The 20,895-nt window shown below is 65.9% G+C and carries 18 protein-coding genes and 1 pseudogene; 15 read left to right on the top strand and 4 right to left on the bottom strand.

Annotated elements, in window-relative coordinates; translation table 11 throughout:
- Nucleotide 1 precedes the first annotated feature (1 nt).
- Entirely contained in the window at nucleotides 2-631 is a 630-nt protein-coding gene (locus tag CSQ99_RS30675; protein ID WP_141562649.1) for a methyltransferase domain-containing protein, read from the top strand.
- A 9-nt stretch (nucleotides 632-640) separates the two neighbouring features.
- Here the strand turns inward: CSQ99_RS30675 and CSQ99_RS31755 are convergent.
- The 3 genes and pseudogenes from CSQ99_RS31755 to CSQ99_RS05840 form a co-directional block, all read right to left on the bottom strand.
- Nucleotides 641-1,105: pseudogene (locus CSQ99_RS31755) on the bottom strand (hypothetical protein); the annotation flags it as partial.
- Nucleotides 1,106-1,109: 4 nt separating this feature from the next.
- Nucleotides 1,110-2,450, bottom strand: coding sequence for a molybdopterin-dependent oxidoreductase (locus tag CSQ99_RS05845; RefSeq protein WP_245908764.1), 1,341 nt, complete (start codon nucleotides 2,448-2,450; stop codon nucleotides 1,110-1,112).
- A gap of 52 nt (nucleotides 2,451-2,502) precedes the next feature.
- Nucleotides 2,503-3,864, bottom strand: a complete 1,362-nt coding sequence (locus tag CSQ99_RS05840) for a hypothetical protein (RefSeq protein WP_099038287.1) — start codon at nucleotides 3,862-3,864, stop codon at nucleotides 2,503-2,505.
- A 109-nt stretch (nucleotides 3,865-3,973) separates the two neighbouring features.
- On the opposite strand from CSQ99_RS05840, the gene CSQ99_RS05835 reads away from it, so the two are divergent.
- The 7 genes from CSQ99_RS05835 to CSQ99_RS05805 all read left to right on the top strand — a co-directional run bounded on the left by CSQ99_RS05835 (nucleotide 3,974) and on the right by CSQ99_RS05805 (nucleotide 10,567).
- Nucleotides 3,974-4,660 (top strand): phosphonatase-like hydrolase, encoded by a 687-nt coding sequence (locus tag CSQ99_RS05835; protein WP_281258452.1) that lies wholly within the window; start codon nucleotides 3,974-3,976, stop codon nucleotides 4,658-4,660.
- A gap of 28 nt (nucleotides 4,661-4,688) precedes the next feature.
- On the top strand, nucleotides 4,689-5,660 hold the full coding sequence (locus tag CSQ99_RS05830; protein ID WP_099038122.1) for a phosphate/phosphite/phosphonate ABC transporter substrate-binding protein: 972 nt from the start codon (nucleotides 4,689-4,691) through the stop codon (nucleotides 5,658-5,660).
- 4 nt (nucleotides 5,661-5,664) lie between these two features.
- Nucleotides 5,665-6,477 (top strand): phosphonate ABC transporter ATP-binding protein, encoded by an 813-nt coding sequence (gene phnC / locus CSQ99_RS05825; protein WP_099038121.1) that lies wholly within the window; start codon nucleotides 5,665-5,667, stop codon nucleotides 6,475-6,477.
- 2 nt (nucleotides 6,478-6,479) lie between these two features.
- Nucleotides 6,480-8,081, top strand: coding sequence for a phosphonate ABC transporter, permease protein PhnE (phnE, locus tag CSQ99_RS05820; RefSeq protein WP_099038120.1), 1,602 nt, complete (start codon nucleotides 6,480-6,482; stop codon nucleotides 8,079-8,081).
- Nucleotides 8,057-9,067: a zinc-binding dehydrogenase gene (locus tag CSQ99_RS05815; RefSeq protein ID WP_099038119.1), complete on the top strand. Its 1,011-nt coding sequence runs from the start codon at nucleotides 8,057-8,059 to the stop codon at nucleotides 9,065-9,067. Before phnE ends, CSQ99_RS05815 begins: the two co-directional genes overlap by 25 nt.
- 67 nt (nucleotides 9,068-9,134) lie before the next feature.
- Complete coding sequence (locus CSQ99_RS05810) at nucleotides 9,135-9,725, top strand: TetR/AcrR family transcriptional regulator (protein ID WP_099038118.1); 591 nt, start codon at nucleotides 9,135-9,137, stop codon at nucleotides 9,723-9,725.
- A gap of 77 nt (nucleotides 9,726-9,802) precedes the next feature.
- The gene (locus tag CSQ99_RS05805) at nucleotides 9,803-10,567 is read left to right on the top strand and encodes an SDR family NAD(P)-dependent oxidoreductase (protein ID WP_099038285.1); all 765 of its coding nucleotides are present in this window, start codon (nucleotides 9,803-9,805) and stop codon (nucleotides 10,565-10,567) included.
- A gap of 1 nt (nucleotide 10,568) precedes the next feature.
- Here the strand turns inward: CSQ99_RS05805 and CSQ99_RS05800 are convergent, their stop codons facing one another.
- Nucleotides 10,569-11,183 carry a pyridoxamine 5'-phosphate oxidase family protein gene (locus CSQ99_RS05800; protein ID WP_099038117.1) on the bottom strand — a complete coding sequence of 205 codons (615 nt, stop codon included), beginning with the start codon at nucleotides 11,181-11,183 and terminating at the stop codon, nucleotides 10,569-10,571.
- A 61-nt stretch (nucleotides 11,184-11,244) separates the two neighbouring features.
- Between CSQ99_RS05800 and CSQ99_RS05795 the strand changes: the two genes are divergently transcribed.
- The 7 genes from CSQ99_RS05795 (at nucleotide 11,245) to CSQ99_RS05765 (ending at nucleotide 20,694) form a co-directional block, all read left to right on the top strand.
- Nucleotides 11,245-13,740, top strand: coding sequence for a glycogen/starch/alpha-glucan phosphorylase (locus CSQ99_RS05795; RefSeq protein ID WP_099038116.1), 2,496 nt, complete (start codon nucleotides 11,245-11,247; stop codon nucleotides 13,738-13,740).
- A gap of 240 nt (nucleotides 13,741-13,980) precedes the next feature.
- The gene (locus CSQ99_RS05790) at nucleotides 13,981-14,742 is read left to right on the top strand and encodes a GntR family transcriptional regulator (protein WP_245908737.1); all 762 of its coding nucleotides are present in this window, start codon (nucleotides 13,981-13,983) and stop codon (nucleotides 14,740-14,742) included.
- Nucleotides 14,742-14,969, top strand: a complete 228-nt coding sequence (locus tag CSQ99_RS05785; protein WP_099038114.1) for a 4Fe-4S dicluster domain-containing protein — start codon at nucleotides 14,742-14,744, stop codon at nucleotides 14,967-14,969. Before CSQ99_RS05790 ends, CSQ99_RS05785 begins: the two co-directional genes overlap by 1 nt.
- A gap of 16 nt (nucleotides 14,970-14,985) precedes the next feature.
- Nucleotides 14,986-16,407: an ABC transporter substrate-binding protein gene (locus CSQ99_RS05780; protein WP_099038113.1), complete on the top strand. Its 1,422-nt coding sequence runs from the start codon at nucleotides 14,986-14,988 to the stop codon at nucleotides 16,405-16,407.
- A 44-nt stretch (nucleotides 16,408-16,451) separates the two neighbouring features.
- Entirely contained in the window at nucleotides 16,452-17,267 is an 816-nt protein-coding gene (locus CSQ99_RS05775) for an ABC transporter permease (protein ID WP_099038284.1), read from the top strand.
- Nucleotides 17,264-18,007, top strand: coding sequence for an ABC transporter ATP-binding protein (locus CSQ99_RS05770; RefSeq protein ID WP_099038112.1), 744 nt, complete (start codon nucleotides 17,264-17,266; stop codon nucleotides 18,005-18,007). The genes CSQ99_RS05775 and CSQ99_RS05770 overlap by 4 nt, the downstream gene beginning before the upstream one ends.
- Nucleotides 18,007-20,694: a fumarate reductase/succinate dehydrogenase flavoprotein subunit gene (locus CSQ99_RS05765; RefSeq protein ID WP_099038111.1), complete on the top strand. Its 2,688-nt coding sequence runs from the start codon at nucleotides 18,007-18,009 to the stop codon at nucleotides 20,692-20,694. The genes CSQ99_RS05770 and CSQ99_RS05765 overlap by 1 nt, the downstream gene beginning before the upstream one ends.
- Nucleotides 20,695-20,895: the final 201 nt, after the last annotated feature.

Here is a 20,895-nt window from a genome sequence, read left to right as displayed (position 1 = left end):
CATGTTGGGGAACCTCTATGACCGCGCGCTGGACGGCGAACGCTGCTGGATCAGGCGGGACGACGGCGAAGTGTGCAAGCTTCCGGTGCGGCAGTGGATCGGTGGGCGCGATGCCGACGACCAGTTCGACAATGCTGTGGTGGGACTGTGCAGTGGTCCAACCATCGACCTGGGTTGCGGGCCAGGGCGATTGGTTACCGAGCTGGTTCGCCGCGGTGTACCCGCACTTGGCGTCGACCAGTCCGAGACCGCCGTCTGTCTGGCTCGACGCAGCGGCGCACCAGTCCTTCGGCGCGATGTCTTCGACACCCTGCCTGCGACCGGGCGGTGGCACACGGTGCTCCTCGCCGACGGCAACGTCGGGCTCGGCGGCGACCCGCTGCGGGTACTCCGGCGATCGGCGGAGCTGTTGCATCGCGGCGGCCGGTGCATCGCCGAATTCGACCCGGTGGCAACGGGTGTCCACACCGGCTGGGTGCGGCTCGAGTCATCCCGAACGGTCGGGCCCTGGTTCCGGTGGGCGTCGGTCGGCATCGATTGCGTGGCTGGGCTCGCCCAGGAAGCCGGACTGGCATTGACGGACATCCATCCGATCGGCCAGCGCGTCCTGGCCAGTCTCACTCCGGCGTAGCGGGCCGGTGCGAGCCAGCCGAATCGCGTAGATGACCGCGCTGACGGCGAACATCGCCGCAGTGAGCAGCAGCCACCTGCCCAGGAATACGTCCTGAGTCAGACCGGTAGCGGCCTTGAACGTCGGCGCGCCTTGCTCGATGATGCCGGGCAGGAAAACCAGAAGTGACAGCCCCGCGCCGAGTGCAGGTACCCGGACGTAGTTGAGGACCGGGACCCGCGAAGCCGATGGGCGGCCCCCGCCGGTGGCGACCAACAACCGGTCTGCCAGCGAGTAGATCGGAAACAAGACGAGGTCGTGGGCGATGATCGCGGCGGCGAACCACACCGCAATGGACTGCCACCATACGTTCGGGTTCCACAACGCCTGGGGCTTGATGGTGGCCAACACGTAGCCGAAGAGTGCGAAGCCGGCGGTCAGCGTCAGCAGGTGCAGCGGATGCGACCCGTAGATCCGGCGAAAACTGTTGATTATCAAGTCATTCGGTCCTGAAATCGATAGAGCCTACCCATTTGGTGTTGTGCACACCCGGCATTGCCGGAACGATGATTCGCGCCGGGAAGCCGTGATCGGGTGACAGGTCGGCGTCGTTGACTCGAAGTGCGAGAAGCGAATCCGGGTGCATGACCTGGTTGGCCTGCAGGGTGGCGCGGTTGAACGCACCGAAGCGTTCCACTGAACGCACGAACGCGGACTTCGGGTCGGGTACCCCGGCCATCCGGGCCAGATCCCGCAGCGGCACCCCGGTCCACGTCTCGGTGGTGGACCACCCTTCGACGCACGCGATCGGCAGGCGGGCGGTGTGCTGGGGCAGCGCGGCCAGCATTGCGCGGTCGAGCACTATCGGTCCGGGCCGACCGGTCAGGGTGAGGCGCCATCGCTCGCCGGTGAGATCGGGGGTGATCTGCGCCGCGGCGGCGGTGCGGTTGACCTGGAAGTCGTTGGGGCCGTCACCACGACTCAGTCCGCGCGGCAGCAGGAGTGCAGTTTGGCGGGTCCAGCCGCCGATGGTCTGACCCGCCGTGATCACCGCCACGAACAGGGCACCACCACCGACCAGAGCGAGGGCGCCGCGGCGACTGATCGTCGCTGGTCCGGGCTCGGCAGCGGCAAGACCGTCTGGCTCGTATGGCTCGGCACGGGTGTCTTTGGTATTGGTGCGCAGTACTTTTCGCATCGACATCGACCGAAGTCCCGCCCACATGCGGGGGATCTTGAAGGCGATGTGGATCACGAAGCCTGCAATGAAGACCCACGCGCCGTAGTAATGGGCCGTGTAGAAGCTGAAGCCGAAAATGTAGTCGTACTGGATGTTGAGGACGCCGGTGATGATCTCGAACAGGATGCCGCCGACGAGCATCAGCAAGGAGATGCGTTCGAGTAACTGTGCGATCGACCGCGATGGCGGCCACGCGAACAACCGCGGGATCACCGACCAGAGTTTCGCCAACACGACCGGGATCAGGACCAGTCCGAGTCCGACATGCAGGCCTTGATTGAGCCGATACAGCCACGACGGGTCCGTCGGCCAGTCGAACGTCGGTAACTTGAGCCAACCGACGTCGCCCGGTATCGCCTGGCCGAACTGCGGTCCGTACGCGATGTAGGACAGCAGCCCGGTGATCGTCACCACCGGGAGCGCGACCAGCAGCACCGACCCCAGAACCGATGTCAACCAGAGGCCGCGCAGCGGGCTACGCCAACGCGTTGCGCGTTGCAACCCAGGCGGCGGGTGCTTATCCACCCCGCGCCACACCCGCCTGGGGAATCCGTATCCGCCCGAGTCCGTCGGTGGCGGTGGCGGATCACCGTCGGCCATCACTCCAGAGTCACTTGTCATGCCCCTGTTGTGTGCCCCTGGTCCGCTTCCGTTACCAATTCGTCAGGATCAGGTGATTCAGTGCGAGTGCCCCGACGACGTTGACGGCCAACCACCAGCGCTGTGACCGCGGCGGCAGCAGTGCTCCCGCCGCCGTCAGCCAGATGGTGAACGGCAGCCAGATGCGCTCTGTCTCGGCCTTGCTGAGCATGGACAGATCCGCGAACACGATCGCGATCAGCGCGCCGAGCACCACCAGATGCAGACCCGGCCGGAGCCTGATCGCGGCACGGTCGAAGACCCGACCGATGCCCGCCACGCTGCCGAGGCCGATCGCACACACCACCGATGCGAAATTGGCCCACGACCAGTACTGGAACGGACGGTCATTGGCGATGCCCTGCCAATAGCGTTCCTGAACAAGGACATAGCCGTCGAACCACCAGAAGCCCGCGGCGGCGAACACCGCGACGATCACGAGCGCCGCCAGAACCGCGGGAACGAGCGCGCGCAGCGCCGCCCGCCAGTCCACGGCGGCCAGCAACACCGCTATCGCGGGAATCGCCATGAGCCCCAGGCCGTAGTTCAGGAAGATGCCCCAGCCCAACAGCAGTCCCGAGCCGACGGCTGCCAGCATCGGCCACCGGGTCGTGCGCCGAGCCGCCAACGCCAGCAGGGCGATACCCCAGGCCGCGACTCCGGCGAAGTAGCCGTCGGCCGATACCGCGATCCAGATCGCTGTCGGCGCCACCGCGACGAACGGTGCCGCCATCCGAGCGAGGTTCTCGTCGGCCAGGGCGCGCACCGCAACCACGATCGCGGCAGCGGCGCTGGAACCGACGAGCAGACACAGCGACGCCGCCCATGCGCCGCCGCCCAGCCCGATGCGGTCAAGCCAGACGAAGGACAGCAGCGCGCCCGGCGGGTGACCCGACACGTGGGTGATCCACGAATCCGGTTGGTAATCCAGGATTCTGCCGGCGAATGTGCGCACCGCGTCCGGTATGTCGACGACGGTGGGCACTTGCCGCAGGTACTCGTGGCGGGCGGTGAGCCGTCCAGCGAAGCCGCGCTCCCAGCCGTCGATCATCGCCAGCGAGAACGCCCAAGCGCACGCCGTCGCCCAGGCGACCCACGGCACCCATCGCCACGGCAACCGCCGCGCCACCGACTGTCCCCACAGCACCGCCGCCACACCGATCACGATGGCCGGGACCGTGCCCCAGCCGACGTGGGCATTCCACCACCCGAAGATCGGCGCGGTGCCCGCGAAGTCCTTGAAGCGGTCGGGAGTCGCATTGATCAGCGGCGTGACGACGCCCAGGTCCAGATGCGGCACCACGAACGCCGCGACGACGAGGACAACTCCGACGCCGGCCGCCACGATCTCTTTCCGGTGATTTGTGGCCGCCATCTCGTCGACCATACCGACGCAGTGGTCTAGACCAACTCGCCAACGACTGTTCATCCTGCGTTTCGCCGGCCGGTACCTGATGGTCCGCACCACCGCACAGGGTGTGGCTGTGCGAGACCAGAAACACGAAATCGCGCTGGCGGTGCTCGACATGGCCGGTACCACTGTCAGCGACGACGGCCTGGTCATCCGGGCATTCGATGAAGCAGCGTCCGCGGTGGGAGTCCCCGCCGGCGGCGACGAACGCGAGCAGGCCCGGCAGTACGTCCTGGACACGATGGGCCAATCCAAGATCGAGGTCTTCCGGGCTCTGTTCGGAACCGAGGACCGCGCGCACGAGGCCAACGCAGCATTCGAGAAGGCCTACGAAAAGCACATCGACGAGGGTGTGACACCCATCAGCGGTGCGGCGGAGGCGATTTCACAGCTTCGCGATGCCGGCGTGAAGGTCGCACTGACCACCGGCTTCAGTCCGTCGACCCAACAGCGATTGCTGGCAGCGCTGGGATGGCAGGACATCGCCGACCTGACGCTGGCACCGGGCGAGGGCTGCCGCGGCCGCCCCTATCCGGACCTCGTGCTCACCGCGCTGATGCTGGCCGGCGTCGACGACGTCGCGCAGGTTGCTGTCCTTGGTGACACCGCCAGCGACGTCCTTTCCGGAGTGCGGGCCGGCGCCTCGATCGTCGCAGGCACTCTCACCGGCGCCCACGACACCGAAACGCTGCTCGCCGCCGGAGCCACCCACGTGCTGGATTCGGTGGCCGAATTCCCCGAGCACGTCTTGTCCGATTGAAATCGCCCAACCAAAAGGATTGCCACGCATGAAAATTCGCCACCGCTTCCTGACCGCCGCAGTCGTGGTGTCCGTATCAGCGCTTGTACTAGCCGGATGTTCGGGCTCCGATTCCGCATCCGACGAGAAGAACGCACAGGGCTTCCCCGAGACGATCCAGCTGGCCGGTGTCCCATCCGAGAACTCCGCGGACCTCAAGGCCAGCTACGAGCCGTTGATCAAGCTGCTGGAGTCAGAGACCGGATCGAAGGTCGAGTTCGTCCAGGCCTCCGACTATGCAGGTGTGGTCGAGGGCATGATCGCCGGGAACGTCGACCTGGCCTTCTTCGGCCCGTTCGCCTACGTGGTGGCCGGCCTCAACGGCGCCAAGATCACGCCGCTCGGCGCGGTGATCGGGGAGAAGGGCGAAGAGCCGGGATACCAGTCATACGGCATCGCCAAGGCCGACAACGGCGCCGTCAACGGCCTTCCGGACTTCGCGGGCAAGAAGGTGTGCTTCGTCGATCCCGGTTCGACGTCGGGCTTCCTGTACCCGACGGCCGGGCTCATCGAGGAGGGCGTGATCACGTCGGGGTCGGAGGCCGACATCTCCGCCGCCGTCACCCCGATCTACGCGGGCGCCCACGACGCGGCGGTGCTGGCCGTCAACTCGGGTGACTGCGACGCGGGCTTCGCGCAGGACAGCATGGTCGACTCGACATTGATCGAGAAGGGCGATCTGCAGCCGGGTGCCATCAAGACGGTGTGGAAGTCGGAGATGATCGCCGGTTCGGTGTTCGCGGCCAACGACTCGCTGGGCACCGAAGCCATCGAGAAGCTCACGAAGGTCTTCACGGAGAAGGCCAACGCCGAAGTGCTGGAACAGGAAGGCTTCTGCGAAGGCGACGGCTGCCTGATCACCGACGAACGTGCATGGGGTGTCGTGGCCGCCTCGGACTCCGACTACGACGGCGTGCGCAAGGTGTGCGAGGTCACCGGCTCCGAGAAGTGCAAGAGCTGACCTGATGTCGGACGCCGACTCGCCAGTGGCGGGCGACGACGTTGTCGTCTCAGCCAAGAACGTCACGAAGAAATTCGGCGACACCCTCGCGCTCGACGACGTATCCGTTGACGTGCACCGCAGTGAACTGGTTGTGCTGCTGGGTCTTTCGGGATCGGGCAAGTCCACGCTGCTGCGCTGCCTCAACGGTCTGCATCCCGTCACATCGGGCACCGTCGAGGTGGGCGGGACGCGGGTCGATACGGCGTCGCGGGCGCAGCTGCGGGCGCTGCGCCGCAATGTCGGATTCGTCTTTCAGCATTTCAACCTCGTGGGCCGCCTCAGCTGCCTGGAGAACGTCCTCATCGGCGGGCTCGGTCAGCTGAGTGTGCCGCGGTACGGATCGTTGACCTATCCGAGGAAGATGCGCAGCGAGGCGATGGCGCACCTCGACCGTGTCGGTCTGGCGAAGTTCGCCGAGCGACGCGCCGACACACTGTCCGGCGGACAGCAGCAGCGAGTGGCGATTGCCCGCACGCTCATGCAGCAGCCGGGACTTCTGCTTGCCGACGAGCCGGTCGCTTCCCTTGATCCCGAAAACGCCGGTGTCGTCATGGATCTGCTGTTCCAGGTCTGCGTCGAGGAGAAGCTGACCGTGGTCTGCACCCTGCACCAGATCGACCTCGCGCTCGGCTGGGCGCACCGGCTCGTCGGTCTTCGCAACGGCCAGAAGGTGCTGGACCGGCCCGCTGTCGGGATGACGCGCGAGGACGTCATGGAAATCTACCAACGCGTGGATCCCACAGTCGCAGAGTCGAAATCACGGGTGACGGGATAGTAGTGAGCACCGCGCTGCAGGATCCTCCTGCCGACCCGGGTGCGGCCCCGCCCGTCCGGAAGCGGGCTCCGCTGCCGGGATTGCTGCCGATCCTGGCAGTGGGCGCGGTGGTCGCCACCCTGGCCGCGGCGTGGTACATCGACTTCAACCTCGCCACCCTGGTCGACGGTCTCGACGATGTGATGCGGCTGCTGGATCGCATGCTGCCGCCGCGGCTTGACGATCCGGGCCGCATCGGCAACCTGGCGTTCGAGACATTGCTGATGGCGGTGCTCGGTACGGTGCTGGCCGCGATCGCCTCGGTTCCGTTGGCGTTCATGGCCGCTCGAAACACCACCCCCCATCCGGCGGTGTATGCCGTGGCACGTGCCTTCATCACCTTCTGTCGCGCGATGCCCGACCTGTTATTCGCCGTGCTGTTCGTGCGGGCGCTGGGAATCGGTATCCTGCCCGGCATTCTGGCGCTGGCCGTGCACTCCATCGGCATGCTCGGCAAACTGTTCGCCGACGCGATCGAGCAGACCGCCCCGGGTCCGCGGGAGGCGGTGCGCAGCACGGGGGTCGGGTACTTCCGCGAGATGATCAATGCCGTTATCCCACAGGTCATGCCGTCGTGGATCGGTACGTTCGTCTATCGCATCGACATCAACCTGCGCATGTCGGTGGTGCTCGGCTTCGTCGGCGCGGGCGGCATCGGATTCGCGCTGCAGGACGCACTGCGGGGGCTGATCTATCCGCGAGCGCTGGGCATCGTGCTGGTGATCCTGGTGATCATCGTGGCGATGGAACTGCTGGCGATCTGGGTGCGGCGCATGCTGCTCAACCCGTCCCAATCGAGTCCACGACGAGATCGCGTGATGCGCTTCGTGTTCTCCGGCCTGCTCATCGTCACGACCATCGCGTCGCTTCTCGTGTTGGAGATCAATCCGATATCTCTGTTCACCTGGGTGGGACCGTCGCTGGAAGTCTTCACCAGGATGATCCCGCCCAACTTCGAGGCGCTGGGCATTGACCTGTGGGCAGCCGCATTGCAGACGGTGGCGATCGGTGTGGTGTCGACGGCGATAGGCATCGTGCTGTCGATCCCGGTCGGAATCCTGGCTGCCCGCAACGTGTCTCCGAACGCAACCGTCTACTGGCTGGCGCGCGGCTGGATACTCGCGGTACGTGCGGTGCCGGAGCTGATCCTTGCGGTGGTCTTCGTCGCCGCGCTGGGGCTCGGACCGGTCGCAGGCACCTGTGCGTTGGCGATCGCATCCATCGGATTCCTGGCCAAGCTGGTGGCGGACTCGGTCGAGGAGATCGACCCCGGACCCATGGAGGCGGTCCGGTCGGTCGGCGGCGGATGGTGGAAAGTGCTGTTCTCCGCGGTGATTCCACAGGCGATGCCATCGATGGTGGGGTCGAGTCTCTACATGTTCGACGTCAACATCCGGACGTCGACGATTCTCGGCATCGTCGGCGCGGGCGGTATCGGGTTCCTGTTGTTCGAATCGATCCGCACCGTCAACTTCGACGTCACCGGCGCCATCGTGCTGATCATCTTCGTGATCGTCTACACGATCGAGAGGCTGTCAGGATGGATACGATCCAGACTCGTGTGACCCGCGCCGCGGTGTGGACGGGCAGCGGCGTCGACGTGCAGAATGTCGACCTGCCCGAACTCGGCAGTGGCGAAACGCTGGTTCGCGTGCGGTTGGCCACCGTGTGCGGAAGTGATCTGCACACCGTGACCCGCCGCCGCCGCGCACCGTGCCCCTCGGTGCTGGGGCACGAGGCCGTCGGCACCGTCGTCGCGGGAGGCACCCGCTCGGTCGCGGTCGGGGACCGCGTGGTGTGGTCGGTCACCGTGTCATGCGGCAGGTGCGCACGCTGCCGATCCGGATTCACTGCGAAGTGCTCTTCGGTGCGAAAGGTCGGTCATGAACGTTTCGACGGCGATTGGCCGCTGTCCGGCGCCTATGAGGAACACGTTGTGCTGCCTGCAGGTACGGCGATGGCGAAGGTGCCAGACGCCATGCCCGATGCGGTGGCCGCACCCGCGGCATGCGCGACCGCGACGGTGATGGCGACCCTGGAAGCTGCGGGCAACGTCGCCGGACGCCGGGTGCTCGTCGTCGGGGCGGGCATGCTCGGCCTCACCGCCGCCGCGGCGCTCGCCGAGGCCGGCGCGCGGGTGCGCGTCACCGACCTCGATCAACAGCGGCTTGAGATGGTGAGCCGATTCGGCGGAACGCCCGACGGCGGCGGGTCGGTGGACGCAGCGATCGACTTCTCCGGGTCCTCGACGGCAATCGATTCGGCGTTCGGCCGCTTGAGTACCGGCGGGGTGCTGGTGCTGGCCGGCTCGGTGATGCCGGGTCGGCGGATCGAGGTGAGCCCGGAGACGATGGTGCGGCAGTGGCTCACGATCACCGGTGTCCACAATTACGAACCTCGGCACCTCACCCGCGCTGTGAAGTTCCTGGAGCGCACACTCGAGGCGTATCCGTGGCACAGCGTGGTCGCCGACCCCGTCGACCTCGACGCCATCGCGTCGGCGCTCGCTCCGGTGCCGGCGGGCAAGTTGCGTGCCGCCATCAAGCCCTGAGCCGACCGGAGCCTCTTCACAGCAGACTTTACGGAATATTCATTCCAAAACGGACGTAGTGTGGGATATGGCCCGCCCCCGCAAGTTCGAGGAGTCCGACGTCATCGCGGCCGCCCGCGATGAGTTCTGGACACGCGGCTACGGGGCAACCTCGGTCGACGACCTGACGGCCGCGACCGGACTGGGCAAGGGCAGCCTGTACGGCGCGTTCGGCGACAAACACGGTCTGTTCATGCGGTCGCTCGACGACTACATCGCCACTGCTCTCGACGGCGTCCGTGCCCAACTACACGACCCCAAGTACCGCGCCTACGAACGGCTGACGCGCCATATCCGCTGGCAGGCCATGGCCGCCGCCACCGACAAGGCCAGGCGCGGCTGCATGATGGCAAGAAGCGCCGCAGAACTCGGCTCCACCGACGACGAGGTGAAGAGCAAGGTCGAGCGCGCGTACTCGGTATGGCGCGACGAACTCGCCGACACCGTCGCCGAAGCGCAGCAGGACGGGGACATCGATGCCGAGGTCGACGCGAAGGCGCTGGCCGGCACCCTGCTGACCTTCATGCGCGGTATCGAGGCGCTGCACGAAGGCGGTGTGAAGCCGCCCCACCTCAAGACCGCGGCCGAAGAGATGATCGCGCTCATTCCCACCCCTTGACCGGTGCGGAATAGATCGTGGATCCAGTACGTCCTAGTTATTGACTGATTAGTACATAACTAGTGAAGGGCACGAACATGGCACTACTTGAGGGCAAGACAGCGGTCATCACCGGCGGCTCGACCGGCATTGGGTTCGCCACCGCCAAGCGGTTCATCGAGGAGGGCGCCTACGTCTTCATCACCGGCCGCAGGCAGGCCGAGCTCGACTTGGCGGTCAAGGAACTCGGCGACCATACGACCGGGGTCCAGGGCGACGTGAGCAAGGCCGAGGATCTCGACCGGCTCTACTCCGTGGTCGCCGAAAGTGGTCGGCGCATCGACGTGGTGTTCGCCAACGCCGCGATTCTCGAAGTGGCACGCATCGGAGAAATCACCGAAGAGCAGTTGGATTACCAACTCGGGGTGGACTTCAAGGGTGTCGTCTTCACGGTGCAGAAAGCTCTGCCGCTACTCAACGACGGCGGGTCGGTCATCCTCAACGCGTCCACGACCGCGGTACGCGGCAACGACGCGATCGGGGTCTACGGGGCAATCAAGGCCGCTGTGCGCTCGTTCGCCAGGACCTGGGCTCTTGAATTGCGGGACCGTGGAATTCGTGTCAACTCCGTGAGCCCCGGTGCGACCGATACACCCGGGATCGAGACGCTCGCCCGGATGCTCTTCGACGGGCAGCCTGATTCCCGGGAGCAGTTCGAGAATTACCAGCGCAGCATCGTTCCGATGGGCCGCTTCGGCACGCCCGACGAGGTCGCCAAGACCGCGCTGTTCCTGGCCTCGGATCTGAGCAGCTTCACTACAGGTGCCGACATCCCCGTCGACGGCGGTATCAACCAGATCTGACTCAGTAGAGCATCTTGCGGTAGTTGTCCTCGCCGTAGTACTCCTCGAGCTGGGCCGAAGTCCAGTCGCTACGAACGGCTTTGGCGAGCTCCGCAACACTCGGGAGCGCCGTCGGATTCCACGTCGACGGGTCCCAGGTGTCTGAGCGCATGAAAGCCTTGGCGCAGTGGAAGAACACCTCTTCGATGTCGATCTCCAGCGCGAGGATGGGCCGATTGCCCTTCACCACCATCGCGTCGAAATAGTCGGCGTCAGAGAGGATCCGGGCCGCGCCGTTGATCCGCAGCGTGTCGCCGCGACCGGGAATCAAGAACAGAGTGCCGACCTGCGGGCGCTGCAATACGTTGAGGTAGCCGTCGACCCGCTTGTTGCCCGGCCGTTCCGGGATCGCGATGGTGGTGTCGTCGATGACGTGAACGAAACCGGGAGGATCGCCTTTCGGGGAGACGTCGACGCGGCCCCGTGCATCGGTCGTCGCAACGAAGCCGAGCGGAGAGTGCGCCAGCCAATCCCGCTGCACAGGCGAGAGCCGGTCCTTGACCTTGTTCGCGACGGCCTGCTGCGGTTCTCCGACGATCGCACGGAGGTCCTCGACAGAGGTGACTACGCTGCGCATGGCTACATCATGCTCGCCTGAAGTTCATTTGTGCGACGTCATTTAATGCCACACTCCGGCAATGAGCGACGTCACCCAGAATGGAAAAGCCGCCGACCTCGATGAGCGCAGCCGCTCCGGGCGGTCCGCCGATGCATTGCGACGGGGCATCGTCGACCACCTTCGCTACTCGATCGGCCGGCCGGCCGCTGCCCTGACGCCGGAGCACTTCTACCGCGCGACCGCGCTGGCGGTCCGCGATCGCATGCAGGACAACCGGGCGGCGTCCACGCTGACCTCGCTCGATCTGGGCCGCAAGGTCACGTGCTACCTGTCGGCCGAGTTCCTGATGGGCCCGCAGCTCGGCAGCAATCTGCTGAACCTCGGGATCGAGGAGCAGGCGCGCGCGGCGCTGGAGGGAATCGGTGTCGGCTTCGACGAGGTGTTGGCCTGCGAGGAGGAACCCGGGCTGGGAAACGGTGGCCTCGGCAGGCTGGCCGCGTGCTACCTGGACTCGCTGGCCACGCTGGAGCGCCCGGCCATCGGCTACGGAATCCGCTACGAGTTCGGCATCTTCGATCAGGAGATCCACGACGGTTGGCAGGTCGAGAAGACCGACAACTGGCTAGCCAATGGGAACCCCTGGGAGATCCCGAAGCCCGACGTCAACTATCTGGTCAACTGGGGCGGCCACACCGAGCACTACCTTGACGACGCCGGACATGACCGCGTCCGCTGGGTGCCCGGCCGCGTCTTGAAAGGTGTCGCCTACGACACCCCCATTCAGGGCTACGGCGTGAACACGTGCAACGTGCTGACCCTGTGGAGTGCACGCGCCGTCGAGTCGTTCGCGTTGGATGCCTTCAACACCGGGGACTATTACAAGGCCGTCGAGGACGAGGTCACCTCGGAGACGGTCACCAAGGTGTTGTACCCCAACGACGAGCCGGACGTGGGCAAGCGGCTTCGGTTGCTTCAGCAGTACTTCTTCGTCTCGTGCTCGATACAGCACGTCCTGCACATCATGGATGACCTGGCCGACGCGTCCGTCACCGATCTCGCCGACCGATTCGCGTTGCAGCTCAACGACACCCATCCGTCGATCGGCGTCGCGGAACTGATGCGGCTGCTGGTCGACGAACGTCAACTGGATTGGGACGAGGCCTGGGACATCACGGTGGCCACGTTCGGCTACACCAACCACACGCTGCTGCCCGAAGCGTTGGAGACGTGGCCGCTGGGATTGTTCGCCGAGTCGCTGCCGCGGCACCTCGAGATCATCTACGAGATCAACCGCCGTTTCCTCGACGAGGTGCGTGCGGCGTTCCCCGGTGACGACGACCGGTTGCGAAGGATGTCGCTCATCGGCGAGGACGGCGGAAAGAACGTCCGAATGGCCCACCTGGCCACGGTCGGCAGCCACGCCGTCAACGGCGTCGCGGCGCTGCACTCGGACTTGCTCAAGCAGAGCGTGCTCAAGGACTTCTTCGAGTTGTGGCCGGAGCGCTTCTCCAACAAGACCAATGGGGTCACTCCGCGACGGTTCCTGGCGCTGGCGAACCCGGGCCTGCGGAATCTGCTCGACGACACGATCGGTGAGGGTTGGCTGTCGAACCTCGACAGGTTGCAGAGGCTCGAAGCGTTCGTCGACGACGCTGCCTTCCGCGGTAAGTGGCGGGACGTCAAGCGGGCGAACAAGGCGCGGCTGGCCGACTATGTGTCATCGACGACCGGCGTGCAGCTCGATCCCGGCTGGCTGTTCGACATCCAGGTCAAGCGAATTCACGAATACAAGCGTCAGCACCTCAACGTGTTGCACATCGCCACCTTGTATCACCGCATCAAATCCAACCCCGGCATCGACCTTCCGCCGCGGGCATTCATCTTCGGCGGCAAGGCCGCGCCCGGTTACTTTCTGGCCAAGCGAATCATCAAGTTGATCAACGCCGTTGGCGAGACCGTCAACGACGACCCGGATGTCAACCAGTTCCTCAAGGTCGCGTTCATCCCGAATTTCAATGTGCAGAACGCCCACCTGATCTACCCGGCGGCCGATCTGTCGGAGCAGATCTCCACGGCGGGTAAGGAGGCGTCGGGCACGGGAAACATGAAGTTCATGCTCAACGGCGCGCTGACGATCGGCACCTTCGACGGCGCGAATGTCGAGATCCGCGAGGAGGCGGGCGCCGAGAACTTCTTTCTGTTCGGTCTGACCGTCGACGAGGTCGAGCAGGTCAAGCGCGACGGGTACCGGCCGTCGGACTACATCGACGGCGACGCCGAGCTGGCCGCGGTGCTGGATCTGATCGCGGGTGGGCGGTTCTCCCGCGGCGACACCGAGGTGTTCCGTCCGCTGGTCGACAACCTGCGGCACGACGATCCGTTCCTGGTTCTCGCCGACTACGCGTCCTATGTCGCATGTCAAGAGCGCGTGAGCGCGGCGTGGCGGGACACTGCGTCGTGGACGCGGATGTCGATCCTGAACACGGCGCGCAGCGGCAAGTTCTCGTCGGACCGCTCCATCGCCGAGTACTCCGACGACATCTGGAACGTGCTGCCGGTGACGGTGAAGGTCTAGCACCCCCGAACTCATCTGCGGTGGGCGTTCTGCTCACCGCGATTTGAAACCGTTGCACCGTTCCATAAGTGGCGCAATGGCGGCCGCAAGCCCCTTAACAGCAGGTCGGTCCCGCGTTGGACCGGCGCAATGGGGTGCGCCGCGCAGGCCCCCGTAATCGATCGCGCGGGCACCGCCGAATCCCCCGATAGCGTCACTGACCAGGTCAGTCACACGACGAACAGCCCCCGGGAGGTGACCGTGGCCAGCCAAGAAGCCCGTGCGCACCGTGCGGAACCGACACCGCTTCGCCGACCCCGCGCCGACCAGGCGCGCCTGGTCGCCGATGTCCTGAGGCACCAGATCCATGCCGGCGGCTATTCCGATGGGCTGCCGAGCGAGCAGGACCTCGCCGATGAGTTCTTCGTCTCCCGCAACACCGTTCGTGAGGCACTCGCGGCGTTGAAGGACGAAGGCCTCATCGACCGCGGGCCGCGCACCGGTACCCACGTCGCGATCAGGAAGTACGACCACGGCCTCGACGCGCTCGTCGGTCTGAAGGAGACGTTCAAGGGCTACGGCGAAATCCGCAATGAAGTGCGCACGACCATGAACGTCGCTGCGCCGCCGTCGGTCGCCTACCGGTTGCAACTCCGTCCTTCAGAGCCCGTGGTCTTCATCGAACGCCTGCGTTACCTCGGCGATCTACCTCTTTCGCTGGACATGACCTACCTCGCCCCCGACATCGGTCGTGCGGTCGTCGAGCATTCCCTCGAGGTCAATGACGTGTTCGCGCTCATCGAGCAGGTCACCGGCCGTCGCCTCGGCGGAGCCACCCTGGCTGTCGAGTCCGTTGCCGCCGATGCACATTCGGCGGCGATCCTGCAAGTGCCCGACGGCGCGCCCGTGCTGCTGTTGGAGCGCCTCACCCATTTGGACGACGGCCGACCCGTCGACCTCGAGTACATCCGTATGCGCGGGGACCGAATCACTCTGCGCAGCAATCTGATTAGGGGGAACTGATGGCCCAGGTCAATCAGCGCGTCGACGTGCCGGTGACCATCGACGAGTCGCTGTGTATCGAAGGCTGCACGTTGTGCGTCGAGATCTGCCCGCTCGACTCGTTGGCCATCAACCCCGAGAACGGCAAGGCGTTCATGCACGTCGACGAGTGTTGGTACTGCGGCCCGTGCGCGGCGCGCTGTCCCACCGGCGCCGTCTCCGTCAACATGCCCTACCTCCTCCGATAAGACTCCAGGACATCCCATGAAACGCGCACTCGCCTTGCTGCTCGCCGCCGTTACCACCGCCGCACTCGCCAGTTGCTCGCTCGACTCACAGTCTCAGTCCGACGGCACGGTCAACGTCGTCGTCGGGTATCAGTCGAAGACGATCAACACCGTCACCGCAGGAACCTTGTTGAAGGCCAAGGGTTTCCTGGAACAGCGTCTCGCCGACGTCTCAAATACCACCGGCAAGAAGTACAACGTGCAGTGGCAGGACTACGACACGGGCGCGCCCATCACCGCGCAGATGGTCGCCGAGAAGATCGACATCGGCTCGATGGGGGACTACCCGCTGCTCATCAACGGGTCCAAGACCCAGGCGAACGAACGTGCCCGCACGGAGTTCGTGTCGGTCACCGGATACAGCCCGACCGGCTCGCTCAATATGGTCGTGGTCCCGCCCAACTCACCAGTCCGCTCGATCAGCGACCTCGAGGGCAAGAAGGTCTCCGCCAGCGTCGGTTCCGCCGGCCACGGCACGCTGGTCCGCGCGCTCGACAACGCAGGCATCGATCCGAAGACGGGTGTGGAGGTGCTCAACCAGCAGCCGCAGGTCGGCGCATCAGCACTGGAATCAGGCCAGGCGCAGGCCCTTTCGCAGTTCGTAGCCTGGCCGGGCCTGCTCGTCTTCCAGGACAAGGCCCAGCTGCTCTACGACGGCGCGGAGGGCGACTACCCGACCTTCCACGGGGTCGTCGTCCGCCGTGACTACGCCGGCCAGCACCCGGAGGTGCTCGACGCGTTCCTGCAGGCGCAACTCGATGCCACCGAGTTCCTCAACGAGAACCCGCTGGAGTCGGCCCAACTGGTCGCCGAGGGCAGCGGTCTGCCGCAGGAAGTCGTGTACCTCTACAACGGACCCGGCGGCACCAGCTTCGACACCACGCTCAAGCCGTCACTCATCGAGGCGTTCAAGGGGGACGTGCCCTACCTCAAGTCCATCGGCGACTTCGCCGACCTGAACATCGACGAGTTCGTCGACGACACCGCTATCCGCAAGGCGTTCGCAGAGCGCGGGCAGGATTACGACGCGGCGCTGAACTCGGCGACCAACCCGTCCGCACTGAGCGGCCAGGACCCGGTCTGCAACGTCGCTGTTGCCGATCCCAAACTGGCGAGCGAACTTTGGATCGACGGCGCGGACGCCACCCAACCCGCCGCCAACCCGGGATGCCTGCTGCGGGCCATCCGCGAGGCGAACGCCGGCGGTCAGCATGTGCGTGCCGCCTACGTCCCCGATACCGAGTTCGGCACCCGCTGGTTCGCCGACAAGTCCGTCTGGGTCCAGGACGGGCGCAACTACCTGCCGTTTGGAACGCCCGCCGGTGCGCAGCGCTACATCGGAGGCCATCCCGGCGCGACGGTCGTCGACTACCAGCAGGCGCTAGTGGGTGCGGTGTGACGGCCGCTCCCGCGGTGCTGACCGCCGACGCCCCCGCCTTCGCGGTGCCGACGGAAGCCGGTGTCAGGGCGCCGGTACGCCGCAGCTGGACCGCCTGGTCCGTGCGCATCGCGTCGGTGGCAGCGGCCATTGCACTATGGCAGGTGTTGACCGCCAACGATGTTCGGCTGTGGCTGCGGTTCGACACGCTGCCGACCGTCACCGAGGTCCTCGCCGCCTTCAGTACCCGGATCGGTACGCAGGACTACTGGTTGGACCTCGGTCAGTCGCTGATCCGCATCCTCACCGGCTTCGTCCTCGCGGCGGTCGCGGGCGTCGTCACCGGCATCCTGCTCGGCCGCTCATCGAGGTTCGCGAACGTCTTCGGCCCGCTCACCGAACTGGCTCGGCCTATCCCCGCGATCGCGATCGTGCCCGTGGCGATTCTGCTTTTCCCCACCGACGAGGCCGGGATCGTTTTCATCACTTTCCTCGCGGCCTACTTTCCGATCATGGTGAGCACCCGCCACGCCGTCCGTGCGTTGCCGACGCTGTGGGAGGACTCCGTGCGTACGCTCGGCGGCAATCGGACCGACGTCATCACCCGAGTCGTGTTGCCCGGGATCCTTCCCGGCGTCTTCGGTGGACTGTCCGTCGGCATCGGCGTCGCGTGGATCTGCGTGATCTCCGCCGAGATGATCTCCGGACGACTCGGCGTCGGCTACCGCACCTGGCAGGCGTACACCGTGCTGGCCTACCCGGACGTGTTCGTCGGAATCATCACCATTGGCGTGCTCGGCTTCGCGACGTCGGCCGCCGTCGAATTGATCGGCCGCCGCGTCACCCGCTGGCTGCCCCGCGGTGAGGAGAACGCACGATGACGGGTATGTCCTTGGCGCTGCGCGACGTGGTGCTCAGTTACGGAGGCGCGGCCGTCGTCGACAGATTGGACCTCGACGTCGCACCCGGCGAGATCCTGGTGCTGACCGGACCGTCGGGCTGCGGCAAATCGACGGTGCTACGCGCACTCGCCGGTCTGCTGCCACCCGATAGGGGAGAGGTGCTCGGCGACGGCGACCGTGTCACCACGACGTCGCGCGACCGGGCGATGGTGTTCCAGGACAACGCGCTGTTGCCCTGGCGCACAGTCCAATCAAACGTCGAGCTTGCGCTCAAGTTGGCTGGGCGTCCGCGCCAGGGCCGTCGCGAAGAAGCGTTGCGCTGGATCGCCGACGTCGGCCTCACTGGATTCGAGAAGTATCTTCCGAAGAGCTTGTCCGGCGGTATGCGTCAGCGTGTACAACTTGCCCGCGGACTGGCCGGTGCGCCGCGCGCAGTCATGATGGACGAACCCTTCGGCGCCCTCGACGCGCAGACCCGCGCCACCATGCAGCACCTGCTCATCGACACCTGGCGGGCGCACCCGACCACCGTCGTCTTCGTCACCCATGATGTCGACGAGGCGCTGCTTATCGGCGACCGCATCGCGGTCCTCGGGCGCGCGGGCCAGCCGTTACGAGCACTGCTCGACGTACCGTCACCACGCGACACCAGCGTCACACGCGCGGCAATGCGCGCCGAAGTGATCGCCGCACTGGATCATTCGGAGTCAGTCAGCTGATGGAAGTTCCTCTACTCGAAGACGCCGTCCGGCTCGACTGCGATGTCCTCGTCATCGGCGGCGGCACGGCAGGAACGATGGCCGCCCTCACCGCAGCCGAGAACGGCGCGCAGGTTCTCCTGCTCGAAAAGGCCCACGTGCGGCACTCGGGTGCGTTGGCGATGGGTATGGACGGCGTCAACAACGCGGTCATCCCCGGCAAGGCCACACCCGAGGACTACGTCGCCGAGATCACCCGCGCCAACGACGGAATCGTCAACCAGCGCACCATCTATCAGACCGCCACCCGCGGCTTCGCGATGGTGCAGCGGCTTGAGCGCTACGGCGTCAAGTTCGAGAAGGACGAGCACGGCGAGTACGCGGTGCGTCGCGTCCATCGCTCCGGCTCATACGTGTTGCCGATGCCGGAGGGCAAAGACGTCAAGAAGGCGCTCTATCGCGTCCTGCGGCAGAAAAAGATGCGCGAGAGGATCCGCATCGAGAACCGGCTCGTTCCGGTCCGCGTGCTCACCGAGAACGGGCGGGCGGTCGGCGCCGCGGCATTGAACAGCCGTACCGGTGAATTCGTCGTGGTCGGCGCCAAGGCCGTCATCCTCGCCACCGGACCATGCGGGCGGCTCGGGCTGCCCGCGTCGGGCTACCTGTACGGCACGTACGAGAACCCGACCAACGCAGGCGATGGCTATTCGATGGCGCTGCACGCCGGCGCAGAACTCTCGGGAATCGAGTGCTTTCAGATCAATCCGTTGATCAAGGACTACAACGGGCCCGCCTGTGCCTATGTCGCCAATCCGTTCGGTGGCTACCAGGTCAACGCGCAGGGAGAGCGGTTCGTCGACTCCGACTACTGGTCGGGGCAGATGATGTCGGAGGTCAAGAGCGAGATCGAGTCGGCGCGCGGACCCATCTACCTCAAGGTCAGCCACCTACCCGACGAGACGCTGAACACGCTCGAGGGCATTCTGCACACGACCGAGCGGCCGACCCGCGGCACCTTCCACGCCAACCGCGGCCATGACTACCGCACTCACGACATCGAGATGCACATCTCCGAAATCGGTCTGTGCAGCGGTCATTCCGCTTCCGGCGTCTGGGTCGACGAGCACGCGCGTACCACCGTCGAAGGTCTGTATGCTGCAGGTGACCTCGCCTGCGTACCGCACAACTATATGATCGGCGCCTTCGTCTACGGCGATCTTGCCGGCAGTCACGCGGCGTCTACCTTGGCCGATGTCGAAGCGCCGCAACAGCTTCCGAACGATCAAATCGCGACCGCGCATGAACTGATCTACCGGCCGCTGCAGCATCCCGACGGTCCGCCGCAGACCCAGGTGGAGTACAAGCTTCGACGCTTCGTCAACGACTACGTCGCCCCGCCCAAGACGGCCGCCAAACTGTCCATCGCGGTGCAGACGTTCGACCGGATGCGTGACGAGATCGCGGGCATCGGCGCAATGACGCCCCACGAGTTGATGCGGGCGGTGGAGGTGTCGTTCATTCGCGACTGCGCTGAGATGGCTGCGCGCTCGTCGCTCACCCGCACGGAGTCCCGCTGGGGGCTCTACCACGACCGCAGCGATACCCCCGAACGCGACGACGTCGGCTGGCGTTATCACCTCAACCTTCGCAAGACCGCCGACGGCGACATCGAGTTCCTCAAGCGGCCTGTCGCGCCGTACTTCGTCGCCGTGCCCGGCTTCGACGAACTGCCGAGCGGTGAAACCGAACCCATCCCCGTGCGCCAGCCCGACCTCGTGGGTGGGCAGGCGCCGGCTTCCGAAGTGTCCCGGGTCCGCGACCGCGCGGCGGCACAGCCACCGTCGCCGCGCATCGCTGCCCTACTGGCACTCGACGAGCCCACGATCGATGAGCTTGCGCCGTTCCTGCGCGATGCCGACGCCGGGGTGCGCAGGACGGCTGTCGATGTGCTCACTGAGCACCTGCCTGACGGGTATGCGTCTGCGCTGCTTACCGCGCTGAGCGATAGGTACGCCGCAGTGCGTCGCGTCGCGGCCGACGGCATCCGCGAACTGGTCGAGGTACTGCCCGACCCGGGCGCGTTACGAACCCTCCTGACGTCCGTCGACCCTGTCGTTCGGGGTGCCGCCGTCTACGTCTTGTGCTCCCGCCGGGCCGGCTGCGTCGAGCAGTACCGCCGAGCGCTCGCCGACAAGGATCACGGGGTGCGTATCGAGGCCGTCCGCGCGTTGGTGTCGGTCGACGATGACGCCGGGGTTGCGGCGGCCCGCAGTGATGCCAATCGGGAAGTGCGCATCGGCGTCGCGAACGGGCTAGGCACACTGCGTACCGGAGCCGACACCGTCCGCGGGCTCATCGAGGATACGGACCCCCTGGTGCGGGCCGCGGCGTTGGCGGCAATGGGAACCATCGGCTGGGACGACGTCGATGTGGCGACGGTCGAAGGCGCACTCACCGCGTCGGCCTGGCAGATCCGGCAGGGCGCGGCCCGCGCGTTGGCCGGAGCGCCGTCACCGGGCGCTGCCGTAGAATCGCTGTCGCGAGCGCTGTCCGATCCGCACCTCGACGTCCGCAAGGCCGCCGTACTGAGCCTCACTCGGTGGGCGTCCTCCGAGGAGGCCACACTCGCACGAGAGGCGTTGGCCGGCGCGCTCGACGACGGCGACGCCGACGTACGCGCCTATGCGAGGCGGGCTCTCGCGAACTAACCGCCGAACCGGCTTGCTGAATTCTCTTGCGTCACTTTGGTATTGGTTAGTCCCACACGCCACATCGTCGACCGCGTGTTGCCTCATGTCAAGATGCGCGCGAGGGTGGTTTCGTTGCCTCATGTGATTGTGCGCGCTTGGGGATGCGGGCTCTGGTGGCGTGGTCGGACTTGCTCGTCGTCACTTTGAGGAGCCGGGCGG

Origin of the sequence: Mycobacterium neglectum (genome assembly GCF_002591975.1) — a bacterium.
GTDB lineage: Bacteria > Actinomycetota > Actinomycetes > Mycobacteriales > Mycobacteriaceae > Mycobacterium > Mycobacterium neglectum.
The sequence above is the reverse complement of the archived record's forward strand: the minus strand, read 5'-3'. Positions and strand labels throughout refer to the sequence as shown.

Excerpts from the sequence above, each read along its gene's own strand:
- CSQ99_RS05840 (WP_099038287.1), bottom strand. The coding sequence starts at position 3,864 with ATGGCGGCCACAAATCACCGGAAAGAGATCGTGGCGGCCGGCGTCGGA.
- CSQ99_RS05765 (WP_099038111.1), top strand. The coding sequence starts at position 18,007 with ATGGAAGTTCCTCTACTCGAAGACGCCGTCCGGCTCGACTGCGATGTC.
- CSQ99_RS05845 (WP_245908764.1), bottom strand. The coding sequence starts at position 2,450 with ATGGCCGACGGTGATCCGCCACCGCCACCGACGGACTCGGGCGGATAC.
- CSQ99_RS05795 (WP_099038116.1), top strand. The coding sequence starts at position 11,245 with ATGAGCGACGTCACCCAGAATGGAAAAGCCGCCGACCTCGATGAGCGC.
- CSQ99_RS05785 (WP_099038114.1), top strand. The coding sequence starts at position 14,742 with ATGGCCCAGGTCAATCAGCGCGTCGACGTGCCGGTGACCATCGACGAG.
- CSQ99_RS05810 (WP_099038118.1), top strand. The coding sequence starts at position 9,135 with ATGGCCCGCCCCCGCAAGTTCGAGGAGTCCGACGTCATCGCGGCCGCC.
- phnC (WP_099038121.1), top strand. The coding sequence starts at position 5,665 with ATGTCGGACGCCGACTCGCCAGTGGCGGGCGACGACGTTGTCGTCTCA.
- CSQ99_RS05770 (WP_099038112.1), top strand. The coding sequence starts at position 17,264 with ATGACGGGTATGTCCTTGGCGCTGCGCGACGTGGTGCTCAGTTACGGA.
- CSQ99_RS05815 (WP_099038119.1), top strand. The coding sequence starts at position 8,057 with ATGGATACGATCCAGACTCGTGTGACCCGCGCCGCGGTGTGGACGGGC.
- CSQ99_RS05780 (WP_099038113.1), top strand. The coding sequence starts at position 14,986 with ATGAAACGCGCACTCGCCTTGCTGCTCGCCGCCGTTACCACCGCCGCA.
- CSQ99_RS30675 (WP_141562649.1), top strand. The coding sequence starts at position 2 with ATGTTGGGGAACCTCTATGACCGCGCGCTGGACGGCGAACGCTGCTGG.
- CSQ99_RS05800 (WP_099038117.1), bottom strand. The coding sequence starts at position 11,183 with ATGCGCAGCGTAGTCACCTCTGTCGAGGACCTCCGTGCGATCGTCGGA.
- CSQ99_RS05805 (WP_099038285.1), top strand. The coding sequence starts at position 9,803 with ATGGCACTACTTGAGGGCAAGACAGCGGTCATCACCGGCGGCTCGACC.
- CSQ99_RS05830 (WP_099038122.1), top strand. The coding sequence starts at position 4,689 with ATGAAAATTCGCCACCGCTTCCTGACCGCCGCAGTCGTGGTGTCCGTA.